The sequence below is a fragment of the Streptomyces lavendofoliae genome, from assembly GCF_014649735.1.
In the GTDB taxonomy this organism is placed as follows: Bacteria; Actinomycetota; Actinomycetes; order Streptomycetales; family Streptomycetaceae; genus Streptomyces; species Streptomyces lavendofoliae.
Window position 1 is genome coordinate 30,962 of the sequence record NZ_BMTP01000016.1, and the last position, 19,074, is coordinate 50,035.

The window sequence follows — 19,074 nt, forward strand, 5'->3', positions numbered from 1 at the left end:
GAATGGGGCACCGAGGTCCCCCGGACGGCGGACGGGAATACCGCATCCGTCAGCCCCCGAGGCCCTCGACATGGGGGAAGAGATGGTGGAAGGGCTCCGGGGTCGCGGAGATACCGTTGCCGAACGGCGCGTCCAGGGCCCAGATGAGGAACAGCAGAAAGGCGATCAGCGCGCTGAAGAGGCCGGCCAGCAGCAGTTCGCGGAACGTCCGCCTGATCTGGAGCGTGAAGATCAGACCCACCGTGATCAGGGCGCCGGTGATCAGCCCGAACCAGACCACCCCCGGCATGGTGGCCCCCGCGTTCTCGGCCCGGGCGCTGCGCGCGTCGTCGGCGACCGCCACCTGGTCCACCATCGGCTGGTACGCGTCGCCCTCGTGGGCGTCGGCCGGCCGGTAGTCGGAGACACTGCGGCGCAGCCGGTCCAGCAGCTCGGTGCCCTCGTCGGTCAGCTCGCCCCGGTCGGCCATGGACCGCCACTCGTCGTCGACGACGTGCGCGACGTACGCGTCCACGTCGGCGCGGATGCGCGCCCGGACGTCCGCGGGCCAGACCTCGGCCCTGGCGGACACCTCGTGCAGCGCCTGGGCTTCCTGGCGGACGCTCTCCTGGGCGGCACTGCGGCCCTCCCACACACCGGCGATCGCCAGGCCGAGCACGATGGCGTACACCACGCCGATCATCATCGTCATGTACTCGATGACGTCGGGGGTCTCGGAGGGGTCGTCGTCGTCGCCGAGCCGGCGGTTGTTGATGACGACGATGGTCAGGACGACCGCGCAGGCGGCGGCCATCGCGATGGACAGGACGAGCCATTCGGACAAGGTGGGCTCCGGGCGGGCTATTCCGACGGGGGTGTCCGGCGGGTGTCTGGTGGGTGGTGGTCCGGCGGGAGGGGCGGCTGGAGGGGCGGGCCGGGGGCCGCTAGCGGGACGAGCGGGGGCGCAGGATGGCGGCGCCGAACACCGCGGGGGCCATGATCAGCAGCATCACGGTCACGGTGGTCGGGCCACCCGCCCGTTCGGCACGCTGCGCCCGCCGGTAGGCGGGCAGCGGTACGGGGGGAGGCGGGGACGGGCGGGGGCGCAGCGACGGACCGGGGGCCGGGGGCGGGGCGGTGGCCGGCGGGGGCGGCCCGCTCGGACCGGGCCGCGGACCCGGCCCCGGCCGCGCGCCGGCAACCGGCGGCGGGGCCGGGGCCTGGGCGGGCGGTCTCGCCGACGCGGGCGGTGGCTGCGGCGGGGCCTGCCCCGGTGGCGGCGGCGGTGGCGGCGGGGCCGGGGACGGCGGGTGGGGCTGCGGCGGGGGAGGAGGTTCAGGCGTGGGCGTGGGCGTGGGCGGCTGGGGCCGGGGCGGCGTCGGGCTCGGCGAGCAGGTGTCGTCGCCGGCGCCGGCGACCACCGGCGCGGAGGTACCCGGTCCGACGTGGGCGACGGCGCAGCTGTCGGCCGCCGCGGGCAGCGGGGCGGTCAGCAGCCAGCCGAGGGCGGCGATCGCCAGGAGCCGGGCGGTAGGGGTTCCGTACACGCGCAAGAGCATGATCGTTCAACGGTCCGGGCGCGTCCCGAAGCATCGCAATTCCCCAAATGGAGGGGTTTTCGGCCTCCTGCCGTTACCAACGGCCGGGAACTTTCTCGCGGCGTGTTGAACGCGCGCCGCCCTCCCACCCGTACATAGGGCCATGAACGGCGCACCTGGCGTCGCCAAACTATCTCGATATCACGGGAGTTGACATGAAGACCTGGCGGAACGCCTCGCTCGCGCTGTCCGCGGCGGCCGTGCTCGCGCTGACGACGGCGTGCGGTCAGGAAACGGGTGCCCAGGCCCCCGCCGGATCGGTCGGCGCCGCCGCACCGGCGGGGGCCCCCGCCGAGAACGGCGCCGGTTACGGCTCGGGCGCCGGCTACGGCTCCGGTGCCGGTTCCGGAGGGCAGGGGGCGGCCGCCGAGCCGGCCGGCCAGCTCGCCGTCTGGGACAGCAAGGAACTCGGCGAGGTCGTCACCGACAGCGAGGGCCTCACGCTGTACCGCTTCGACAAGGACACGCCGAACCCGCCCAAGTCCGCCTGCGAGGGCGACTGCGCGAAGACCTGGCCCGTGGTGGCCGCCGAGGGTGCCAAGCCCCCGGCCGGGGTGGACGCCTCCCTGATGGGCGAAGTCACCCGGGCCGACGGCACCCGTCAACTCACCATCGACGGCTGGCCGATGTACCGGTACGCCAAGGACGCCAAGCCGGGCGACGTCAAGGGCCAGGGTGTGGGCGGCACCTGGTTCGCGGCCGCCCCCGACGGCAAGAAGGCGGCCCTGTCCGGCGGCGGCGACGAGGGGGCCGCCGAGGACGAGGGCACCGGTGACGAGGGGGCGGCCGAGGAGCAGGGCGGCGAGGGCGGGGGCGCGCCGGCCGACCCGGCGGGCCTGTCCGTCCGGAAGGACCCCAAGCTCGGCGAGATCGTGGTGGACGGCAACGGCATGACGGTCTACCGGTTCGAGAAGGACTCGGCGTGGCCCATGAAGACCGCCTGCACCGGCGCGTGCCTGGAGAAGTGGCCGGTCGTCGCACCCGTCGAGAAGAACGACACCGAGGGCGTGTCCCTCAAGGGCTTCGTCACCTTCGACCGCCCCGACGGCATCAAGCAGCAGACCATCGACTGCTGGCCGCTCTACACCTTCGCGGGCGACAAGAAGCCCGGTGACACCAACGGCCAGGGCGTCGGCGGAACCTGGTACGCCGTCTCGCCGGCCGGAAAGATGGTCGGGGCGTCCAAGTAGCGTCCCCGCGCACGTCCCGATCCCGGGTCCGGGCCGGCCGGCCCGGACCCCCGCGCCGGCCCGCCGCCACACGCCCCCCCCGCGTGCGCGGCGGGCCGGTCGTACGGGGTGGGAGAACCCGCACGTGCCGGGGTACGGTGACCGGGACGTGTGACCAAGAACGGATCGCTAATTTCCGTTTCCCCTCGCTCTCCAGGCGGGCGATCAGTAGCCTCGGCTCGAACACCGGCCAGGAACATGGCCGCATACCGTGGCGACTTGTTGGAGACATCGATGGAGCGTCCCGCCTGGGCCCCGCCGGGCATCGACATTTCGGTGCCGAGCGTGTCCCGCATTTACGACTACTACCTGGGCGGCTCGCACAACTTCGAAGTGGACCGGGAAGCGGCACGCAAGGCCATGGAATTCGTGCCGGGCCTGCCCAAGGTGATGCAGGCCAACCGCGCCTTCATGCGCCGTGCGGTGCGGTACGCGGTGGGCGAGGGCGTCACCCAGTTCCTCGACATAGGCTCCGGCATCCCCACCTTCGGCAACGTCCACGAAGTGGCCCAGGCCGCCGACCCCGGCGCCCGCGTCCTGTACGTCGACCACGACCCGGTCGCCGTCGCCCACAGCGGGGCGGTGCTGGAGGGCAACGAGAACGCCGGCGTCGTCGCCGCCGACCTGCGCAAGCCTCAGGACATCCTGGACGCCCCCGAGGCCGGCCGGCTCCTCGACCTGGACCGGCCGGTCGCCCTGCTGCTGGTCTCCGTCCTGCACTTCGTGGAGGACGCGGACGAACCGCGGCGGGCCGTCGCCGAGCTGCGCGACGCCCTGGCCCCCGGCAGCCTGCTGATCATCAGCCACGCCGCGTACGAGGGCATACCGCTGCCCCAGGAGCGCGTGGGCGGCGCGGTGGGCGTCTACCGCGACATCCGCAACCCCCTGGTGATGCGGACCCGCGAGGAGATCTCGGGCTTCTTCGACGGGTTCGAGATGGTGGAACCGGGCCTGGTGAAGATGCCGGAGTGGCGGCCCGAGAACGCCGTCGACCAAGAGGATCCATACGCCTTCTCGGGCTTCGCAGGGGTGGGGCGCAAGGCGTGAACATGCCGGCGCAGGCCCCTGGTTCCGCCGCGGAACCGGACGGCCTGGAAGACAGACTCCAGCGGTTCGCGACCATCTGGAGCCGGGCCGTCTTCCCCGTCACGGCCACGTCGCTGACCCGCCCCGAGATAGAGCGGCACCTGCTCCCGCTGGCCCGCGACCTGAGCGACGCCCTCCACGCGCGGCCGTTCGACCCGGCGCCCGCGCACCGCGTGGGCGCCGCCCTGGTGGCGGCGCACTGCACCGACCCCGACGCGCTCAGCCGCACCCTCGGCGTGGTCGACTCCTACCTGGTGCTGTACTGCGGCGGCGACGGGGAGAGCGCGGCCCTGGAGGAACTGCGCGCCCGCTGCGCCCGGCTCCAGCACGCGCTGGCCGCCGGGTTCGCCCAGGCGCTGCGCGAACGCACCCTCGTGGAACAGGAGGCCATCGCCCGTTCCGCGCTCGTGGCCCGCAGCTTCGCCGAGCAGGCCCTGCACGCCACCGAGGCCCGCTTCCGGGCGGTGTTCGAGGGCGCGACCATCGGCATCGGCATCGCCGACCTGGAGGGCAACATCCTGGAGGTCAACGGGGCCCTCACCCGGATGTTCGGCGGTCTGGAGCACCACGTGCGCGGCCGCAGGGTCAGCGAGTGGGTGCACCCCGAGGACGCTCCGCACGTCTGGAAGCTTTACGGGGAGCTGGTGCGCGGCGAGCGGGACGACTTCCGCGTCGAGAAGCCCTTCTACCGGGGCGACGGCACCGTCCTGTGGACGAACCTGACCGTCTCCCTCCTGCGGGACTCCGACGGGCGCCCCCAGTACCAGCTGGCGCTGATGGAGGACACCACCGAGCGCCGGCTGCTCAACCTGCGGCTGCGGTACGAGGCGACGCACGACTCGCTGACCGGGCTGCCCAACCGGACCCTGTTCTTCGAACGGCTGGACAAGGTCCTCTCCTCGGGCGACGGCACCCGCTTCGGACTCTGCTACCTCGACCTCGACGGTTTCAAGGCCATCAACGACAGCCTCGGCCACGCGGCCGGCGACCGCCTGCTGGTCGAGGTCGCCGACCGGCTGCAGAGCGTGGCGACCCGGCCGGGCGAGATGGTGGCCCGCCTCGGCGGTGACGAGTTCGTGGCGCTCACCACCGGTACGGACACCGAGCAGCAGGCCGACGAGCTCGCCCACCGCATCCTCGGCGCCCTGGCCACGCCGATCCGGCTGGACGGCCGCGAGCTGACCGTGCGCGGCAGCGTCGGCATCGTCGAGGGGCCCGCCGGGGAGCGGGGACCGGCGGAGGTGCTGCGCAGCGCCGACATCACCATGTACCGGGCCAAGGCGGCGGGCGGCAACCGCTTCGAGCGGGCGGACCCCGAGGCGGACGCCCGCGCCATCACCCGGCACGGTCTGACCACCGCGCTGCCCGCGGCGCTGGACCGGGGCGAGTTCTTCATCGAGTACCAGCCGCTGGTGCACCTCGGCGACGGCAGCGTGCACGGCGCGGAGGCGCTGGTGCGCTGGTGCCACCCGCAGCACGGCGTCCTCGGCCCCGACCGGTTCATCCCGCTGGCCGAGCACACCGGGCTGATCGTGCCGCTCGGCCGCTGGGTGCTCCAGGAGGCGGTGCGCCAGGCCCGGTTCTGGAACCGGAGCCACGCGGACGGCGGCCCGCTGCGCATCAACGTCAACCTGTCGCCGACGCAGCTGCACCACCCGAACCTGGTCGCCGACACCGTCGACGTACTGGAGCGCTCCGGGCTGGACCCGGGCGCGCTGTGCCTGGAGGTGACCGAGTCCGCGCTGATCGGCGCCGACGAGGACCTGCTCAAGCCGCTGCGGCAGCTGGCCGAGATGGGCGTGGACATAGCCCTGGACGACTTCGGCACCGGCTACTCCAACCTGGCCAACCTGCGCCGGCTGCCGGTCAGCGTGCTGAAGCTGGACCGCTCCTTCACCCAGAGCATGCAGCGGCACCCGATCGACCCGGTCGACCTCAAGATCGTCGAAGGGATCGTCTCGCTGGCGCACAGCCTGGAACTCGCCGTGACGGTGGAGGGCGTGGAGACGGGCGCGCAGGCGGAGCAGCTGCGCGAGCTGGGCTGCGACACCGCGCAGGGCTGGTACTACGCCCGGCCCGGCGCCCCGGACCGGATCCACTCCCTGGTGCTGGCCGACGCGGTCTAGGGCCCGTCCTCGGAGCGTGCCGGGCTCCCGCGGCCGGCACGCGCGTGGGACGCCGGCGTCCCCCGGGGGCGTGGTTCAGATGGTCACCTCCGGGCGCGCCGGGCCGAGGTGGTGGACCGCGCTCCGGGCGCAGTGCTCGCCGATCAGGTCCCGCAGTTCGCCGACCGCGGTCGTGATGAGGTGCCCGTCGCGGTCGGCGTGGAGGGTTTCGAGGACGAAGGCGACATGGGTGGAGTCCTCGGTGACGCGGGTGCGGTGGGCGTCGCGGTGGTTCCAGTGGCGGGTGAGGACGTCGGTGGCGTCGGTGTAGACGATCTCGCCGGGCTCGGGGTTCTCGGTGGTGCCGGGTTCGCCGAGGGGAGTGAAGGTCTCGGTACCGTCCGCGTGGCGGATCTCGATGTCGCCGGTGACCCGGTCGAGGTCGAAGGCGCCGGCGGGCAGGCCGTGGCGGACGGAGACGGCGTTGTAGGAGTCGACGGCCGGGTTGATCCGGGGCAGGGTGCGCTTCTTGGCGAGGCGCCGGCCGAGGGCGTCGACGCTGGGCCGGACGCGGCGGGGGTTCGTGCCGAAGGCGCGGTAGGCGGTGTGCCACGCCTCGACGCGCGGGTCGCTCTCGTCGGCGGGCCGCCAGGTGCCCCCGGCGAGCCGCTGCTCCAGTTCCTCCAGGGCGGTGGTGGTGGCGGGCCACGGCTCCCGGCCGCGCAGGCCGGTGGCGGTGACGACGGCGACCAGGGTGCCGGGGAAGGCGTCGGCGACGGCGGGGCTGATGCGGAAGGTGGTCATCGAGGGTTCCGTTCCGGGACGACGGGAGGGCGGGCGGGCGGGACGACGGGAGGACGGGGCGGGGCGGGGTCGGCCGGGTCAGGCTTTCCAGGGGCCGACGCGGTCGAGGCGGCGCAACTGCTGGGCCGCGGTGGGCGCGTCCAGGCCGGTGCCGCGCTCGGCGAGCCGGCGGGCGGTCCGGGTGCGCTGCTCGACGGGCTTGTGGTCGTCGTACTTGAACTTCGCCCGTACCTCCGTGACGTCCAGGCGCAGACCGCGGATACCGGCCAGCATCCGTCCGTAGGGGGGTCGGTCGACCTCGACGGGGGCGTGGTCGCCGTCGGGCTGGAAGTGGTCCATCTGCCGGCGCAGCAGGTGGGCCTTGGCCTGGGGGTCGTCGATGATCGTGGCCCGGCAGGTGAATTGGACGGCCGCGTAGTAGCTGGTCGGAACGCCCTCGGTGGGCGGGGTGCCGGGCCGGGCCCGCCAGGGGCCGGGGACGAAGGCGTAGTCGCCGGTGACGGTGAAGGTGACGTTCGCATCGGCTTCGATCGCCAGCCAGACGGGGTTGGGGCGGGCGAGGTGGATCAGCAGGCCGGCGCCGTCGACGGTGAAGTGCGTGGGCACGACGCCCGGTGCCCGGCCGGGCGGGCCGTTGACGCTGAGGACGCCGAAGTCGTGGCCGTCGGCGATCCAGGTCCGCCATTCGGCGTCGTCCAGGGCGGCGTCCCAGGGCTGGATGAACATGCGGGGTCCTTCCGGGTGGGGGCAGTGGGTCAGCTGAGGGCGAGGAGGCTGACGGCGACGGCCGCGGTGCCCAGGCCGATGAGTTGGCCGCGGTGGATCCGCTCGGCGAGGACGCGCCGGGCGAGCAGGACGGTGCCCGCCGGGTAGAGGGCGGTGATCACGGCGACCACGGCGAGGTCACCGCTGCGGGCGGCGAGCAGGAACAGCAGGTTGGCCACCGAGTCCAGCACGCCCGCAGCCGCCGACAGCGCGTACGCGGGCCTCTCCGAGCCGAGCCGGCGGTACATCAGCCCGGCCGCGGCCAGCGTGACGGCGGAGGAGACGGCGCGGCCGACGATCAGCGGGCCGACGCCGCTGTCCGCCGGCGCCTGGTCCAGGAAGACCAGTTGCAGCGCGATGGCGGCCCCGGCGCCGAAGGCCGACAGCAGCGCGGTGCGCGACGGGCGCGCGGCACCGGCGCGGTGTCCGGCGCTGACCAGCACCACCGCCGCCAGTGCCAGCGGCAGGCCGATCAGCCCGGCGGCACCCAGGTGCTCGCCCCCCAGCAGCCCGACGCCGACCGGCAGCATCGCCGAGACCAGCGCGGTGACGGGGGAGAGGACGTTCATCGGGCCGATCGCCAGCGTGCGGTAGAGCAGGGCGAAGGCGGCGGCCGACGCGACGCCGGACGCCGCGCCCCAGGCGAGGGTCGCGGGCGCGAAGGAGGCGCCGAGGAAGGGCCACAGCAGAAGTTCGACGGTGAGCGAGGCCGGGGCGGCGACCATCACGGTGCGCAGGACGTGGGCCTTGCGGGCGCCGATGCCGCCGAGGAAGTCGGCGCATCCGTATGCCAGGGAGCTGCCCAGGGCCAGCAGCAGAGCGATCACGAGGACTTTCCTTACTGTCAGCAGAACGACCACACCGTACAACGGAACGACCGTGGCACACAACATAACGACCGCGCGGTACAGTGCGGTGAACCATCTGCCGGAAGGGATGCAACGATGGCCGAGACCGACGCGGCACTGCGGACACTCGCGCACAATGTGAGGGCCGCCCGCATCCGGGCCGGTCTGTCCCTGGACGAACTCGGTCGCCGGGCCAAGGTCAGCAAGGGTGCTCTGGTCGGGCTGGAGAAGGCCCAGGGCAACCCGAATTTCGCCACCCTGGTCCGCCTCGCCGACACCCTCGGCGTCTCCGTCTCCGTCCTGATGGAGGGCCGCCCGGAGGAACGCGTCCGGGTGGTGAGCGCCGGGGCCGTCATGCCGCTGTGGAAGGGTGAGCGCGGCAGCGAGGCCCGCCTCATGCTGACCACCAGCGGCCCCGCGGCCACCGAGGTGTGGCGCTGGACGCTGGAGCCCGGCGAGGAGTACCCCAGCCACCCCCATCAGGCCGGGGTGACCGAGACCGTCAGCGTCACCGCCGGGGAGATGGTGCTCGTGGTCGACGGCGCCGAACACCCGGTCAGGGCCGGGCAGACGGCCGCTTTCGACGGCGACACCTCCCACACCTACCGCGGCGCGGGGACCGGGACCTGCCACCTGATCATGACGGTCCACCTGCCTCCCGGCCCCGCCTGAAGGGTCCACGGCCCGGCCGCCCCGGACATGCCCGGCGAGGGCGACGCCTCCTCCGGGCCGCCGCCCGGCCGTCCCGGCCGCCCGGAGCGACACCGGCCGCGCCGCGTGCCCGGCCGGTGGTCCACCGCCGCCCGGCCCGCGAGCACCGGTCGGCCGCGGCCACCGCGTACGGCCGTCGCCGGACGGCAGGGGCACGGCCCCGCGCCCGCGGGGTCGTCGCTCCGCCGTCCCTGGTCATTCCGGCCCGGTGCCGCCTTGTGCGCGGTGCGCGGCCCCGGCGCCGTCCGGGCGGCGTGCCAGCAGCAGCCGCTGCAGCTCCCGTGCCGCGCGTGGCGGCGCCACGTCGCTGCGGTGCGCCAGCCCGATCGTCCGGCGCAGCCCGGGCCGGGCCAGGGCGGTGACCCGCAGGTCGCGGCCCGACCGGGCGGCGACCATCGCCGGCACCACCGCCACGCCCAGCCCGGCCCGTACGAACCCGAGCACCGCGTCCATCTCACCGCCCTCCACCGTGAACGAGGGCTCGAACCCCTCCGCACGGCACGCGGCGACCGTCAGCTCCCGGAGGTCGTAGCCGTGCCGGAACATCACCAGCGGCTGCCCTTCCAGATCGGCGATCCGCACCGGCCGGCGGGGGGACGGAGCCGCCGCCGAGGAGACGACCACCAGGTCCTCGTGGAGCAGCTCGACGGTCGTCAGCGCGGGTGACGCGGCCGGCAGGGGCAGCACCACCAGGGCGAGGTCCAGGGCCCCGCGCGCCAGCTCGCGCACCAGGTCGTGGGAGCCGCTCTCCTCGATCACCAGCCGGATGCCCGGATGCAGGTCGTGGAAGGCCCGCAGCACGTCGGGCAGCAGCCCGGTGCACAGGCTCGGCGTCGCCCCCAGCCGGACTCGCCCGCGCCGCAGCTGGGCCAGCTCCTGCACCTCGTGGCGCGCGGTGTCGGCGTCCGCCAGGATGCGGCGGGCCAGCGGCAGCAGCGCCTCTCCGGCGTCGGTCAGCGCGATGTTGCCGCGCGCCCGGCTGAACAACTCGGCGCCCAGCTCCTTCTCCAGCGCCCTGATCTGCTGCGACAGCGAGGGCTGCGAGACGTGTACGCGCTCGGCGGCCCGGGTGAAGTGCCGGGTCTCCGCCACGGCCACGAAGTAGAGGAGCTGCTGGAACTGCATGGCACCACCCTAGGCCCGCCCCATAGGCAGCACCTATGGAGATCAGCCGGACCATGTCTTGGACCTCTGACGGGCCCGCCCGTAGCGTCGACGCCATGGCTCTGGCAACGAGGACGGATCGGAAACCGTCCCTCCCGCGCACGTTCTGGCGCTCGACGATCGGCAAGAAGACGGTCATGGCCGTCAGCGGCCTCGTCATGATCGCCTACCTCGTCGCGCACGTGATGGGCAACCTCAAGGTCTTCTTCGGCCCCGGCGAGTTCAACGCCTACGGCCACTGGCTGCGCACCATGGGCGAGCCCGTGCTGCACCACGAATGGGGGCTGTGGATCGCCCGCGTCGTGCTGCTCACCGCCGTGATCGCCCACGGTGTCAGCGCGTACCAGCTCAGCAGGCGCGACATCAGGGCACGCCCCACCGCGTACGTCCACAAGCGCCGCCGCGCGAGCTACGCGACCCGCACCATGCGCTGGGGCGGTGTCATCGTGGCGCTGTTCATCGTCTGGCACATCCTCGACCTGACGACACTGACCGTGAACCCCCACGCCCAGGCGGGTCATCCGTACGAGAACGTCGTCGCGACCTTCTCCACCTGGTACGGAAACGTCATCTACATCGTCGCGATGCTCGCCGTCGGGCTGCACATCCGGCACGGCTTCTGGTCCGCCGCCCAGACCCTCGGCGTGGGCAACGCCACCCGCGACCGCGCGCTGAAGACCCTCGCCGACGTCCTCGCGCTGGCGCTGACCGCGGGCTTCGTCTCCGTACCCGTCGCCGTCATGACCGGAGTGGTGAGCTGACATGAGCTACCTGGACTACGAGATCGGCGCGCCGATCAGGGACGACAAGGCACCCGCCGGCCCGATCGCCGAGCGCTGGGACAGGCGCCGCTTCGAGGCCAAGCTGGTCAACCCGGCCAACCGCCGCAAGCACACGGTCATCGTCGTCGGCACCGGACTCGCGGGGGGCTCCGCCGGCGCGACCCTGGCCGAACAGGGCTACCACGTCGTGCAGTTCTGCTACCAGGACTCTCCCCGACGCGCCCACTCCATCGCCGCGCAGGGCGGGATCAACGCCGCCAAGAACTACCGCAACGACGGCGACTCCGTCCACCGCCTCTTCTACGACACCGTCAAGGGCGGCGACTTCCGCGCCCGCGAGTCCAACGTCCACCGGCTCGCGCAGATCTCCGTCGAGATCATCGACCAGTGCGTGGCCCAGGGCGTGCCCTTCGCCCGCGAGTACGGCGGTCTCCTCGACACCCGCTCCTTCGGCGGCGTCCAGGTCTCCCGTACGTTCTACGCCCGCGGCCAGACGGGCCAGCAACTGCTGCTGGGCGCCTACCAGGCGCTGTCCCGCCAGATCGCGGCGGGGAACGTGGAGATGCACCCGCGCACCGAGATGCTCGACCTGGTCGTCGTCGACGGGCGGGCGCGCGGCATCGTGGCCCGCGACCTGGTCACCGGGGAGATCTCCACGCACGTCGCGGACGCGGTGGTCCTGGCCACCGGCGGTTACGGCAACGTCTTCCACCTGTCGACGAACGCCATGAACTCCAACGCCACCGCGATCTGGCGCGCCCACCGGCGCGGCGCGTACTTCGCCAACCCCTGCTTCACCCAGATCCACCCCACCTGCATCCCGCGCACCGGCGACCACCAGTCCAAACTGACCCTGATGAGCGAGTCGCTGCGCAACGACGGCCGCATCTGGGTGCCCAGGGCGCGCGGTGACAGCAGGCCGCCCGGTGAGATCCCCGAGGACGAGCGCGACTACTACCTTGAGCGGATCTACCCCTCGTTCGGCAACCTGGTGCCCCGTGACATCGCCTCCCGCGCCGCCAAGAACGTCTGCGACGAGGGCCGTGGCGTCGGCCCCGGAGGCCAGGGCGTGTACCTGGACTTCGCCGACGCGATCGCGCGGATGGGCCGGGCGAGGGTGGAGGAGAAGTACGGCAACCTCTTCGACATGTACGAGCGGATCACCGCGGAGAACCCGTACGAGGTGCCGATGCGGATCTACCCCGCCGTGCACTACACCATGGGCGGCCTGTGGGTGGACTACGACCTGCAGACCACCGTCCCCGGCCTGTTCGCGATCGGCGAGGCCAACTTCTCCGACCACGGCGCCAACCGGCTCGGCGCGTCGGCGCTGATGCAGGGCCTGGCAGACGGGTACTTCGTCCTGCCGTCCACCATCAACGACTACCTCGCCCGCGCCCCGCGCGCCGAGCCGGTGACCGACGACCACCCGGCGGTGCGGGACGCGGTCACCTGCACCCAAGAGCGGCTCGCCCGGCTCCTCGCGGTCGACGGCGACCGCACCCCCGACTCCTTCCACCGCGAGATCGGCGAGCTGATGTGGGAGTTCTGCGGCATGGCCCGTACGGCGGACGGGCTGCGCAAGGCCCTGGACCGGATCCCGCTCGTCCGCGAGGAGTTCTGGCGCCGGATCAAGGTGCCGGGGACCGGGGCCGAGCTCAACCAGTCGCTGGAGAAGGCGAACCGCGTCGTCGACTACCTGGAGCTGGCCGAGCTGATGTGTCTCGACGCCCTGCACCGCGCGGAGTCCTGCGGCGGTCACTTCCGCGAGGAGTCCCAGACCCCGGACGGTGAGGCGGCCCGCAAGGACGAGGAGTTCGCGTACGTCGCCGCCTGGGAGTTCCGGGGGGCCGGCGACCGCTCCTCGGCGGAGCACGGCCCCGGCTCCGCCGGCGCGCCCGTCCTGCACAAGGAAGACCTCGTCTTCGAATACGTCCACCCCACCCAGCGGAGCTACGCATGAGGCTCACCCTGCGCGTCTGGCGACAGAAGAACGCCGACGCCCCCGGCGCCATGGCCACCTACGAGGTGGACGGCGTCTCCGAGGACATGTCCTTCCTGGAGATGCTCGACACCCTCAACGAGGAGCTCGTCCTGCGCGGTGAGGACCCGGTCGCCTTCGACCACGACTGCCGCGAGGGGATCTGCGGCGCCTGCTCGCTGGTCATCAACGGCGACGCCCACGGCCCGGAGCGCACCACCAGCTGCCAGCTGCACATGCGGTCCTTCAGGGACGGCGACACCATCGACGTCGAGCCGTGGCGGGCCGCCGCCTTCCCGGTGGTCAAGGACCTGGTCGTGGACCGGTCCGCCTTCGACCGGATCATCCAGGCCGGCGGCTACGTCAGCGTCCCCACCGGGGCCGCGCCCGAGGCGCACGCGACGCCGGTGCCCAAGGCGGACGCGGACTTCGCCTTCGAGCACGCCGAGTGCATCGGCTGCGGTGCCTGTGTGGCGGCCTGCCCCAACGGCTCGGCGATGCTCTTCACCTCGGCGAAGGTCAACCACCTCAACGTGTTGCCGCAGGGCGCGCCGGAACGGGAGACCCGTGTCCTGGACATGGTCCGCGTCATGGACGAGGAGGGCTTCGGCGGCTGCACGCTGGCCGGCGAGTGCGCCACCGCCTGCCCGAAGGGCATCCCGCTGCCGTCGATCGCGGCGATGAACAAGGAGTGGCTGAGGGCGACCCGCAAGGGGGCGCGCCGCACCTGATTCAGGACAGACTGCGGGAGTGAGCCCGACCACTCCCAGTGCCCTGGGACGATAGAATTTTCACGAGGTTGTCACATTCCCCGTAAATCTTTCGCTCCAGGGCGCACACGTGTGTGCGGACAGCAAGATCAACTTCGTTCAACTCTGCACTTTTCATGGCGAGTTGTCCGTATCGCGGCCAACCGGCATCCGCGGAATTCCGCACTCCACCCGCCCCCGGTACGCATGGGACATGCCAGGGGCACATGACCACGCCCCCGGCGGTACCGACCACCGCACCACACAGGGGGTTACCCATGTCCACCGTCCTCACGCGCCGCCGCGCACTCGGCGCCGCCGCGTCGGCCGCCGTCGGCCTCGCCGCCGGGCGCGCCCTCACGGCACCCGCCCCGGCCTTCGCCGCGGCGGCCCACCAGGGCACCGCACCCGAGGCGTTCGACGAGATCTACCAGGGCCGCCGCATACAGGGAGGGCCCTCCGGGGGCGGTCACCACGGCGCCGGCCACCACGGGGGCCACGGCGGCGACTACGCCGTGCGCGTCGACGGTGAGGAACTCCACGTCATGCGGAACGCCGACGGCACCTGGATCAGCGTGATCAACCACTACGAGCCGCTCGCCACGCCCCGCGCCGTGGCACGGGCCGCCGTCCGCGAACTGCAGGGCGCCCCGCTCGTTCCCCTCACCCTCGCCTGATCACGATCCGGAGCCGCACCACCATGACCGTACGCAAGAACCAGGCCCAGCTGACCGCCGCCGAGAAGCGCGGCTTCGTCGCCGCGGTGCTGGAGCTCAAGCGCACCGGCCGGTACGACACGTTCGTCACCACGCACAACGCCTTCATCATGAGCGACACCGACAGCGGTGACCGGGTGGGCCACCGTTCGCCGTCCTTCCTGCCCTGGCACCGGCGCTTCCTCCTGGAGTTCGAGCGCGCCCTCCAGGCCGTCGACCCGTCCGTCGCCCTGCCGTACTGGGACTGGACCGTGGACCGCACGCCCCGCGCCTCCCTGTGGGCGCCGGACTTCCTCGGCGGCACCGGCCGCGCCCGGGACGGCCAGGTCATGGACGGGCCGTTCGCCCGCTCCGCGGACCGCTGGACCGTGTCCGTACGCGTCGACGGCCGCGACTTCCTGCGCCGTGCCCTCGGCGCCGGCGGCCGCCAACTGCCCACCCGCGCCGAGGTCGACGCCGTCCTCGCCATGGAGACCTACGACATGCCGCCCTGGAACAGCGCGTCCGACGGCTTCCGCAACCACCTGGAGGGCTGGCGCGGCGCCAACCTCCACAACCGCGTCCACGTGTGGGTCGGCGGCCAGATGGCGACCGGCGTGTCCCCCAACGATCCGGTCTTCTGGATGCACCACGCCTTCATCGACAAGCTGTGGGCCGACTGGCAGGCCCGTCACCCCCGTTCCCCCTACCTGCCGACCGCCGGCACCCCGGACGTCGTCGACCTGAACGACACCATGCGCCCGTGGAACGACGTCACCCCGGCCGACATGCTCGACCACACCCGCCACTACACGTACGACACGGCCGCCTAGGACCCGCCGGAACGTCCGCCGCCGCCTCCCGTCACGGGGCCGCCGGCGGTGGACGCCCGGAGGCTCAGCCCCTGAGCCAGACGTCCCGGGCCCAGTGCCACACCGACTCCCAGCGGTCGCCGGTGAGGCCCTTCGTGTCGCACGACCAGTGGACGACCGTGCTGTCCGGGGCGACGAGCCAGAAGTCGCTCTCGTCCTGGCACAGCACGACCAGGTCACGCGGGACACCCTGGTCCCAGGCCAGCTCCGCCAGACCGGGCAGGTGCGTTTCCGCGAACTCGTCCATGACCGTCACCGGCGCCGGGCCGTCGCGGACGACATCGCTGACCCGGAGCAGGAACTCCTTGAGCCCGGCGGGCAGTACGATGCCGTGATCCTCCTCCAGCCGCGCGAGGGACTCCTCGTCGGGACGGTCCAACAGGTCCCAGTCGGGATAGTGGCCCGCCCGGATCCGCTCGATGACGTCTTCCATTTCTCTCCTCACGCCGCCGCCACACCCGACCCGCACGCGCGAGTCCCGGTCAGCCTGTCACCAGCCACTGACAACGGTCGGGCGAAGGGGCGAGCGGGTGAGGCACCGGTGGAAACCCTGTGGAAGCGGTGTCGGTGGTGCCGCTTATGCTGCACCGGACGCAGACGCGGGACCAGGGGAGGGCGTGGCATGTTCGGCAAGCTGTTCGGCAGGGGTACGGAGGGAGCGCCGGCGGATCCGTACGCCCTTCCCGCGCCGCGCAGGGGGAGGAACGGGACGTACACGCTGCGCGCCCTCGGGGACACACGGGTCCTCGCACTGGTGGAGGCGGCCGACGCGGGCGACTGGGAAGCGGTCAAGGCGGCGCTGGTGCCCTTCGACCTCGGCAGCGACCATCAGGTCCTCGGTGAACTCGCCGGGCTGGACGGGGTGGAGGACTGGATCGGCCGGGCCGTGGAGGAGGACAAGGAGCACCGGGCGACCGCCCTCCTGATATCCGGCGCGCGCCACATCGACTGGGGCTGGGAGGCCCGCACCGCCGCCCGGGCCGTGGACGTCACGCAGGAGCAGTGGCGCGTCTTCCACGAGCGGCTGCGCATCGCCGAGGAGCAGTTGCTCGAAGCCGCCGAGGAGCGGCCCGAGTGGATCACGCCCTGGCGCTGCCTCCTCACCTCCGGCCGCGGCATGTCGCTGGGCACGGCCGTCAACGAGACCCGGCGCGACGCCGCCCTCCGCCGCGACCCGCTGGACGTGGAGACCCACCTGGGGTGGGTGGCGCAGTTGCAGCCCCGCTGGGGCGGCGAGCCCGGCCAGGCCCTGGCGTTCGCCCGCGACGCGCTCGCCCGCAGCCCGCAGGGGCACCGCCTCGGCTGCGTGATCGCCATGGCGCACATCGAGGAGTGGGTGGAGGCCGGCCACGGCGACTGCCTCGTCAGCCCCGCGATCCAGGCCGAGCTGCGGGACGCGGCCGACCACAGCATCCTGCACCCCGCCTACGTCCGGCGCCCGGGCTGGCAGGTCGACTTCAACACGTTCGCCATGGCCCTGTCGCTGGCCGGTGAGCGCCACACGGTCCGTCGCGTCTTCCAGGCGCTGGACGGCGCCTTCACCACCTGGCCCTGGACCTACTGCGCCGAGCCGGAGAAGCAGTTCGCGCGCGCCCACCGCCGCGCCTGAACCCACCGCCCGACCCGCAGGCCGCCCGCCCCGGACACCCGCGCACCGGACGCCCCCGGCGCACCGGAGACCCACCGGCATGCCCGGCCGCCCGCCGGGCCTCGTCGTCCGCCGTACGCGGACCGGCTCGACGAACCCCGTCGACCGCCGTACTCCGGCCGGCCGGCACCGCCGTCCGCCCGGACCCGCAGACCGCAGATCCGCAGACCCGCCCGTCACCCTGTGACCCGTCCACCCCGGAACGCCCGATGACCCTGCCCGAAACCGCCGCGAACCCGTCCGCCGCCGACCGCACCTTCCAGGTGGATCTGCGCGGCCTCGTCGATCTCCTCTCCCACCACCTCTACTCCAGCCCCCGCGTCTACCTGCGCGAACTCCTGCAGAACGCGGTGGACGCGCTCACCGCCCGGTACGCCCTCGAACCGGCCGCGCCCGCCGACGCCTTCGGTGTCCGCCTGTACGCCGACGGTTCGGTCGTACGCGTCGAGGACGACGGCGTCGGTCTCACCGAGGCCGACGTGCACCGCTTCCTCGCCACCATCGGCCGCAGCAGCAAGCGCGCCGAGCGGATCGCGGAGGAACGCGGCGACTTCATCGGCCAGTTCGGCATCGGGCTGCTCTCCTGCTTCCTGGTCGCCGACGAGATCCACGTCGTGAGCCGCTCCGCCCGCGCCCCCGGCGCACCCGCCGTCGAGTGGCGCGGACGCGGCGACGGCAGCTACACCGTCCGCACCCTGCCCGCCTCCGCCCGCCCCCGGCCCGGCACCACGGTCACGCTGACGCCGCGCGGCGACGCGGGCGAGTGGACCCGCCCCGCCCAGGTGCACGCGCTGGCCCGCCACTTCGGCTCCCTCCTCCGCCATCCGGTGACGTTCGACGACGGCACCGGCGGCCCCGGCGCACCCGTCAACCCCGAGCCGGCGCCCTGGGCGCGCGCGTACCCCACGCCGGGCACCCGGTCCCGGGCGCTGGCCGCGTACGGTGAGGAGGTCTTCGGCTTCACACCGCTGGACACCATCGAACTGGACCTGCCGGCCGTGGGCCTGAAGGGCATCGCGTGCGTGCTCCCCGAGGCCGTACCGGCCGGGCGCCGCCACGGTCACCGCGTGCACGTCAAAGGCATGCTGCTGTCCGAACAGGCCGAGGAGATCCTGCCCGAGTGGGCGTTCTTCGTCCGCTGCGTCATCGACGCCGAGAGCCTGCGCCCCACGGCGTCCCGCGAGTCCCTGTACGAGGACGACACCCTCGCCGCCGTCCGGGACGCCCTCGCCGAGCGGCTGCGCGCCTGGATCGCCCGGGCCGCCGCCAGCGACCCGGACCTGCTCGCCCGCTTCCTCCAGGCCCACCACCTGGCCGTGAAGTCCCTCGCCGTGCACGACGACGAGATCCTGCGGATGCTCCTGCCCTGGCTGCCCTTCGAGACCACCGACGGACACACCACCCTCGACGAGTTCGCCCGCACCCACCGCACCGTGCTCGTCACCTCCAGCGTGGAGGAGTTCCGGCAGGTCGCGGCGATCGCCTCGGCCGCCGGACTCGGCGTCGTCAACGGCGGCTACACCTACGACCGCGAACTGGTCCACCGGCTCCCCGAGGTCAGGCCCGGGAACAGCGTCGCCGACCTCGACCCCGCGACCCTCACCGCCCACCTCGACCCCGTCGACCGGGAGACGGAATTGGCCGCCTCCGCCTACCTCGCCCGGGCCCGGGACGCCCTCGCCGTCTTCGACTGCGACGTCGCACTGCGCGCCTTCCAGCCCGCCTCCGCCCCCGCCCTCCTGGTCGACAGCCGCGAGGCCCGGCACGAACGCACCCGCTCCCAGCTCGCCCGCGAGCAGGAAGGCGGCCTGTGGGGCGACATCCTCGGCGCGCTGCGCCAGGAGGCACCGCGTGCCCAGCTGATCCTCAACCAGCTCAACCCGCTGGTCCGCGCCGCCCTCGCCATCGACGAGCCCGAACTGGCCCGCACCAGCGCCGAAGCCCTCTACGGGCAGGCCGCGCTGCTGTCCCGGCGCCCGCTCAGGCCCGCCGAGTCGAGCCTCATCAACCGCTCCTTCCTCGACCTCCTCGCCCACGCCCTCCGCAAGGACAGCTGAC

At 73.1% G+C, this 19,074-nt stretch carries 18 protein-coding genes; 11 read left to right on the plus strand and 7 right to left on the minus strand.

The genetic code is table 11. The features are described from left to right. Positions 1–49 precede the first annotated feature (49 nt). A complete protein-coding gene (locus IE109_RS26345; protein WP_189553839.1) occupies positions 50–823 on the minus strand; it encodes a bestrophin-like domain in 774 nt (257 codons plus the stop codon). Positions 824–923: 100 nt separating this feature from the next. Next, positions 924–1,526, minus strand: a complete 603-nt coding sequence (locus tag IE109_RS26350) for a hypothetical protein (protein WP_189553952.1) — start codon at positions 1,524–1,526, stop codon at positions 924–926. Positions 1,527–1,732: 206 nt separating this feature from the next. Between IE109_RS26350 and IE109_RS26355 the strand changes: the two genes are divergently transcribed. The 3 genes from IE109_RS26355 (at position 1,733) to IE109_RS26365 (ending at position 6,018) form a co-directional block, all read left to right on the plus strand. Then, positions 1,733–2,767, plus strand: coding sequence for an SCO0930 family lipoprotein (locus IE109_RS26355; RefSeq protein ID WP_189553840.1), 1,035 nt, complete (start codon positions 1,733–1,735; stop codon positions 2,765–2,767). Between the two features lie 273 nt (positions 2,768–3,040). Beyond that, positions 3,041–3,853 (plus strand): SAM-dependent methyltransferase, encoded by an 813-nt coding sequence (locus IE109_RS26360; protein WP_189553946.1) that lies wholly within the window; start codon positions 3,041–3,043, stop codon positions 3,851–3,853. Beyond that, positions 3,850–6,018: a putative bifunctional diguanylate cyclase/phosphodiesterase gene (locus IE109_RS26365; protein ID WP_308431396.1), complete on the plus strand. Its 2,169-nt coding sequence runs from the start codon at positions 3,850–3,852 to the stop codon at positions 6,016–6,018. Before IE109_RS26360 ends, IE109_RS26365 begins: the two co-directional genes overlap by 4 nt. Positions 6,019–6,093: 75 nt before the next feature. On the opposite strand, the gene IE109_RS26370 is transcribed toward IE109_RS26365, so the two are convergent. The 3 genes from IE109_RS26370 to IE109_RS26380 form a co-directional block, all read right to left on the minus strand. Further along, positions 6,094–6,801 carry a B3/B4 domain-containing protein gene (locus IE109_RS26370; protein WP_189553842.1) on the minus strand — a complete coding sequence of 236 codons (708 nt, stop codon included), beginning with the start codon at positions 6,799–6,801 and terminating at the stop codon, positions 6,094–6,096. A 78-nt stretch (positions 6,802–6,879) separates the two neighbouring features. Further along, complete coding sequence (locus tag IE109_RS26375) at positions 6,880–7,527, minus strand: FMN-binding negative transcriptional regulator (RefSeq protein ID WP_189553843.1); 648 nt, start codon at positions 7,525–7,527, stop codon at positions 6,880–6,882. Positions 7,528–7,556: 29 nt separating this feature from the next. Beyond that, entirely contained in the window at positions 7,557–8,393 is an 837-nt protein-coding gene (locus tag IE109_RS26380) for an EamA family transporter (RefSeq protein WP_189553844.1), read from the minus strand. A gap of 117 nt (positions 8,394–8,510) precedes the next feature. Between IE109_RS26380 and IE109_RS26385 the strand changes: the two genes are divergently transcribed. Next, on the plus strand, positions 8,511–9,086 hold the full coding sequence (locus IE109_RS26385; protein WP_189553845.1) for a helix-turn-helix domain-containing protein: 576 nt from the start codon (positions 8,511–8,513) through the stop codon (positions 9,084–9,086). 234 nt (positions 9,087–9,320) lie between these two features. On the opposite strand, the gene IE109_RS26390 is transcribed toward IE109_RS26385, so the two are convergent. After that, complete coding sequence (locus IE109_RS26390; protein ID WP_189553846.1) at positions 9,321–10,250, minus strand: LysR family transcriptional regulator; 930 nt, start codon at positions 10,248–10,250, stop codon at positions 9,321–9,323. 95 nt (positions 10,251–10,345) lie between these two features. Here IE109_RS26390 and IE109_RS26395 point away from each other — a divergent pair, with 95 nt between their 5' ends. From IE109_RS26395 to melC2, 5 genes are all read left to right on the plus strand, one after another. Further along, positions 10,346–11,050: a succinate dehydrogenase cytochrome b subunit gene (locus IE109_RS26395; RefSeq protein WP_189553847.1), complete on the plus strand. Its 705-nt coding sequence runs from the start codon at positions 10,346–10,348 to the stop codon at positions 11,048–11,050. Position 11,051: 1 nt separating this feature from the next. After that, complete coding sequence (locus IE109_RS26400; protein WP_189553848.1) at positions 11,052–13,034, plus strand: fumarate reductase/succinate dehydrogenase flavoprotein subunit; 1,983 nt, start codon at positions 11,052–11,054, stop codon at positions 13,032–13,034. Continuing rightward, positions 13,031–13,783, plus strand: a complete 753-nt coding sequence (locus tag IE109_RS26405; RefSeq protein WP_189553849.1) for a succinate dehydrogenase/fumarate reductase iron-sulfur subunit — start codon at positions 13,031–13,033, stop codon at positions 13,781–13,783. The genes IE109_RS26400 and IE109_RS26405 overlap by 4 nt, the downstream gene beginning before the upstream one ends. Before the next feature lie 296 nt (positions 13,784–14,079). Further along, the gene (melC1, locus tag IE109_RS26410; protein WP_189553850.1) at positions 14,080–14,478 is read left to right on the plus strand and encodes an apotyrosinase chaperone MelC1; all 399 of its coding nucleotides are present in this window, start codon (positions 14,080–14,082) and stop codon (positions 14,476–14,478) included. A 23-nt stretch (positions 14,479–14,501) separates the two neighbouring features. Continuing rightward, a complete protein-coding gene (gene melC2 / locus IE109_RS26415) occupies positions 14,502–15,329 on the plus strand; it encodes a tyrosinase MelC2 (RefSeq protein WP_189553851.1) in 828 nt (275 codons plus the stop codon). A gap of 64 nt (positions 15,330–15,393) precedes the next feature. On the opposite strand, the gene IE109_RS26420 is transcribed toward melC2, so the two are convergent. Next, the gene (locus tag IE109_RS26420) at positions 15,394–15,801 is read right to left on the minus strand and encodes an SMI1/KNR4 family protein (protein ID WP_189553852.1); all 408 of its coding nucleotides are present in this window, start codon (positions 15,799–15,801) and stop codon (positions 15,394–15,396) included. Positions 15,802–15,990: 189 nt separating this feature from the next. Between IE109_RS26420 and IE109_RS26425 the strand changes: the two genes are divergently transcribed. Both IE109_RS26425 and IE109_RS26430 read left to right on the plus strand, forming a co-directional pair. Further along, positions 15,991–16,977 (plus strand): hypothetical protein, encoded by a 987-nt coding sequence (locus IE109_RS26425; protein WP_189553853.1) that lies wholly within the window; start codon positions 15,991–15,993, stop codon positions 16,975–16,977. Positions 16,978–17,225: 248 nt separating this feature from the next. After that, positions 17,226–19,073: an HSP90 family protein gene (locus IE109_RS26430; protein ID WP_189553854.1), complete on the plus strand. Its 1,848-nt coding sequence runs from the start codon at positions 17,226–17,228 to the stop codon at positions 19,071–19,073. Position 19,074: the final 1 nt, after the last annotated feature.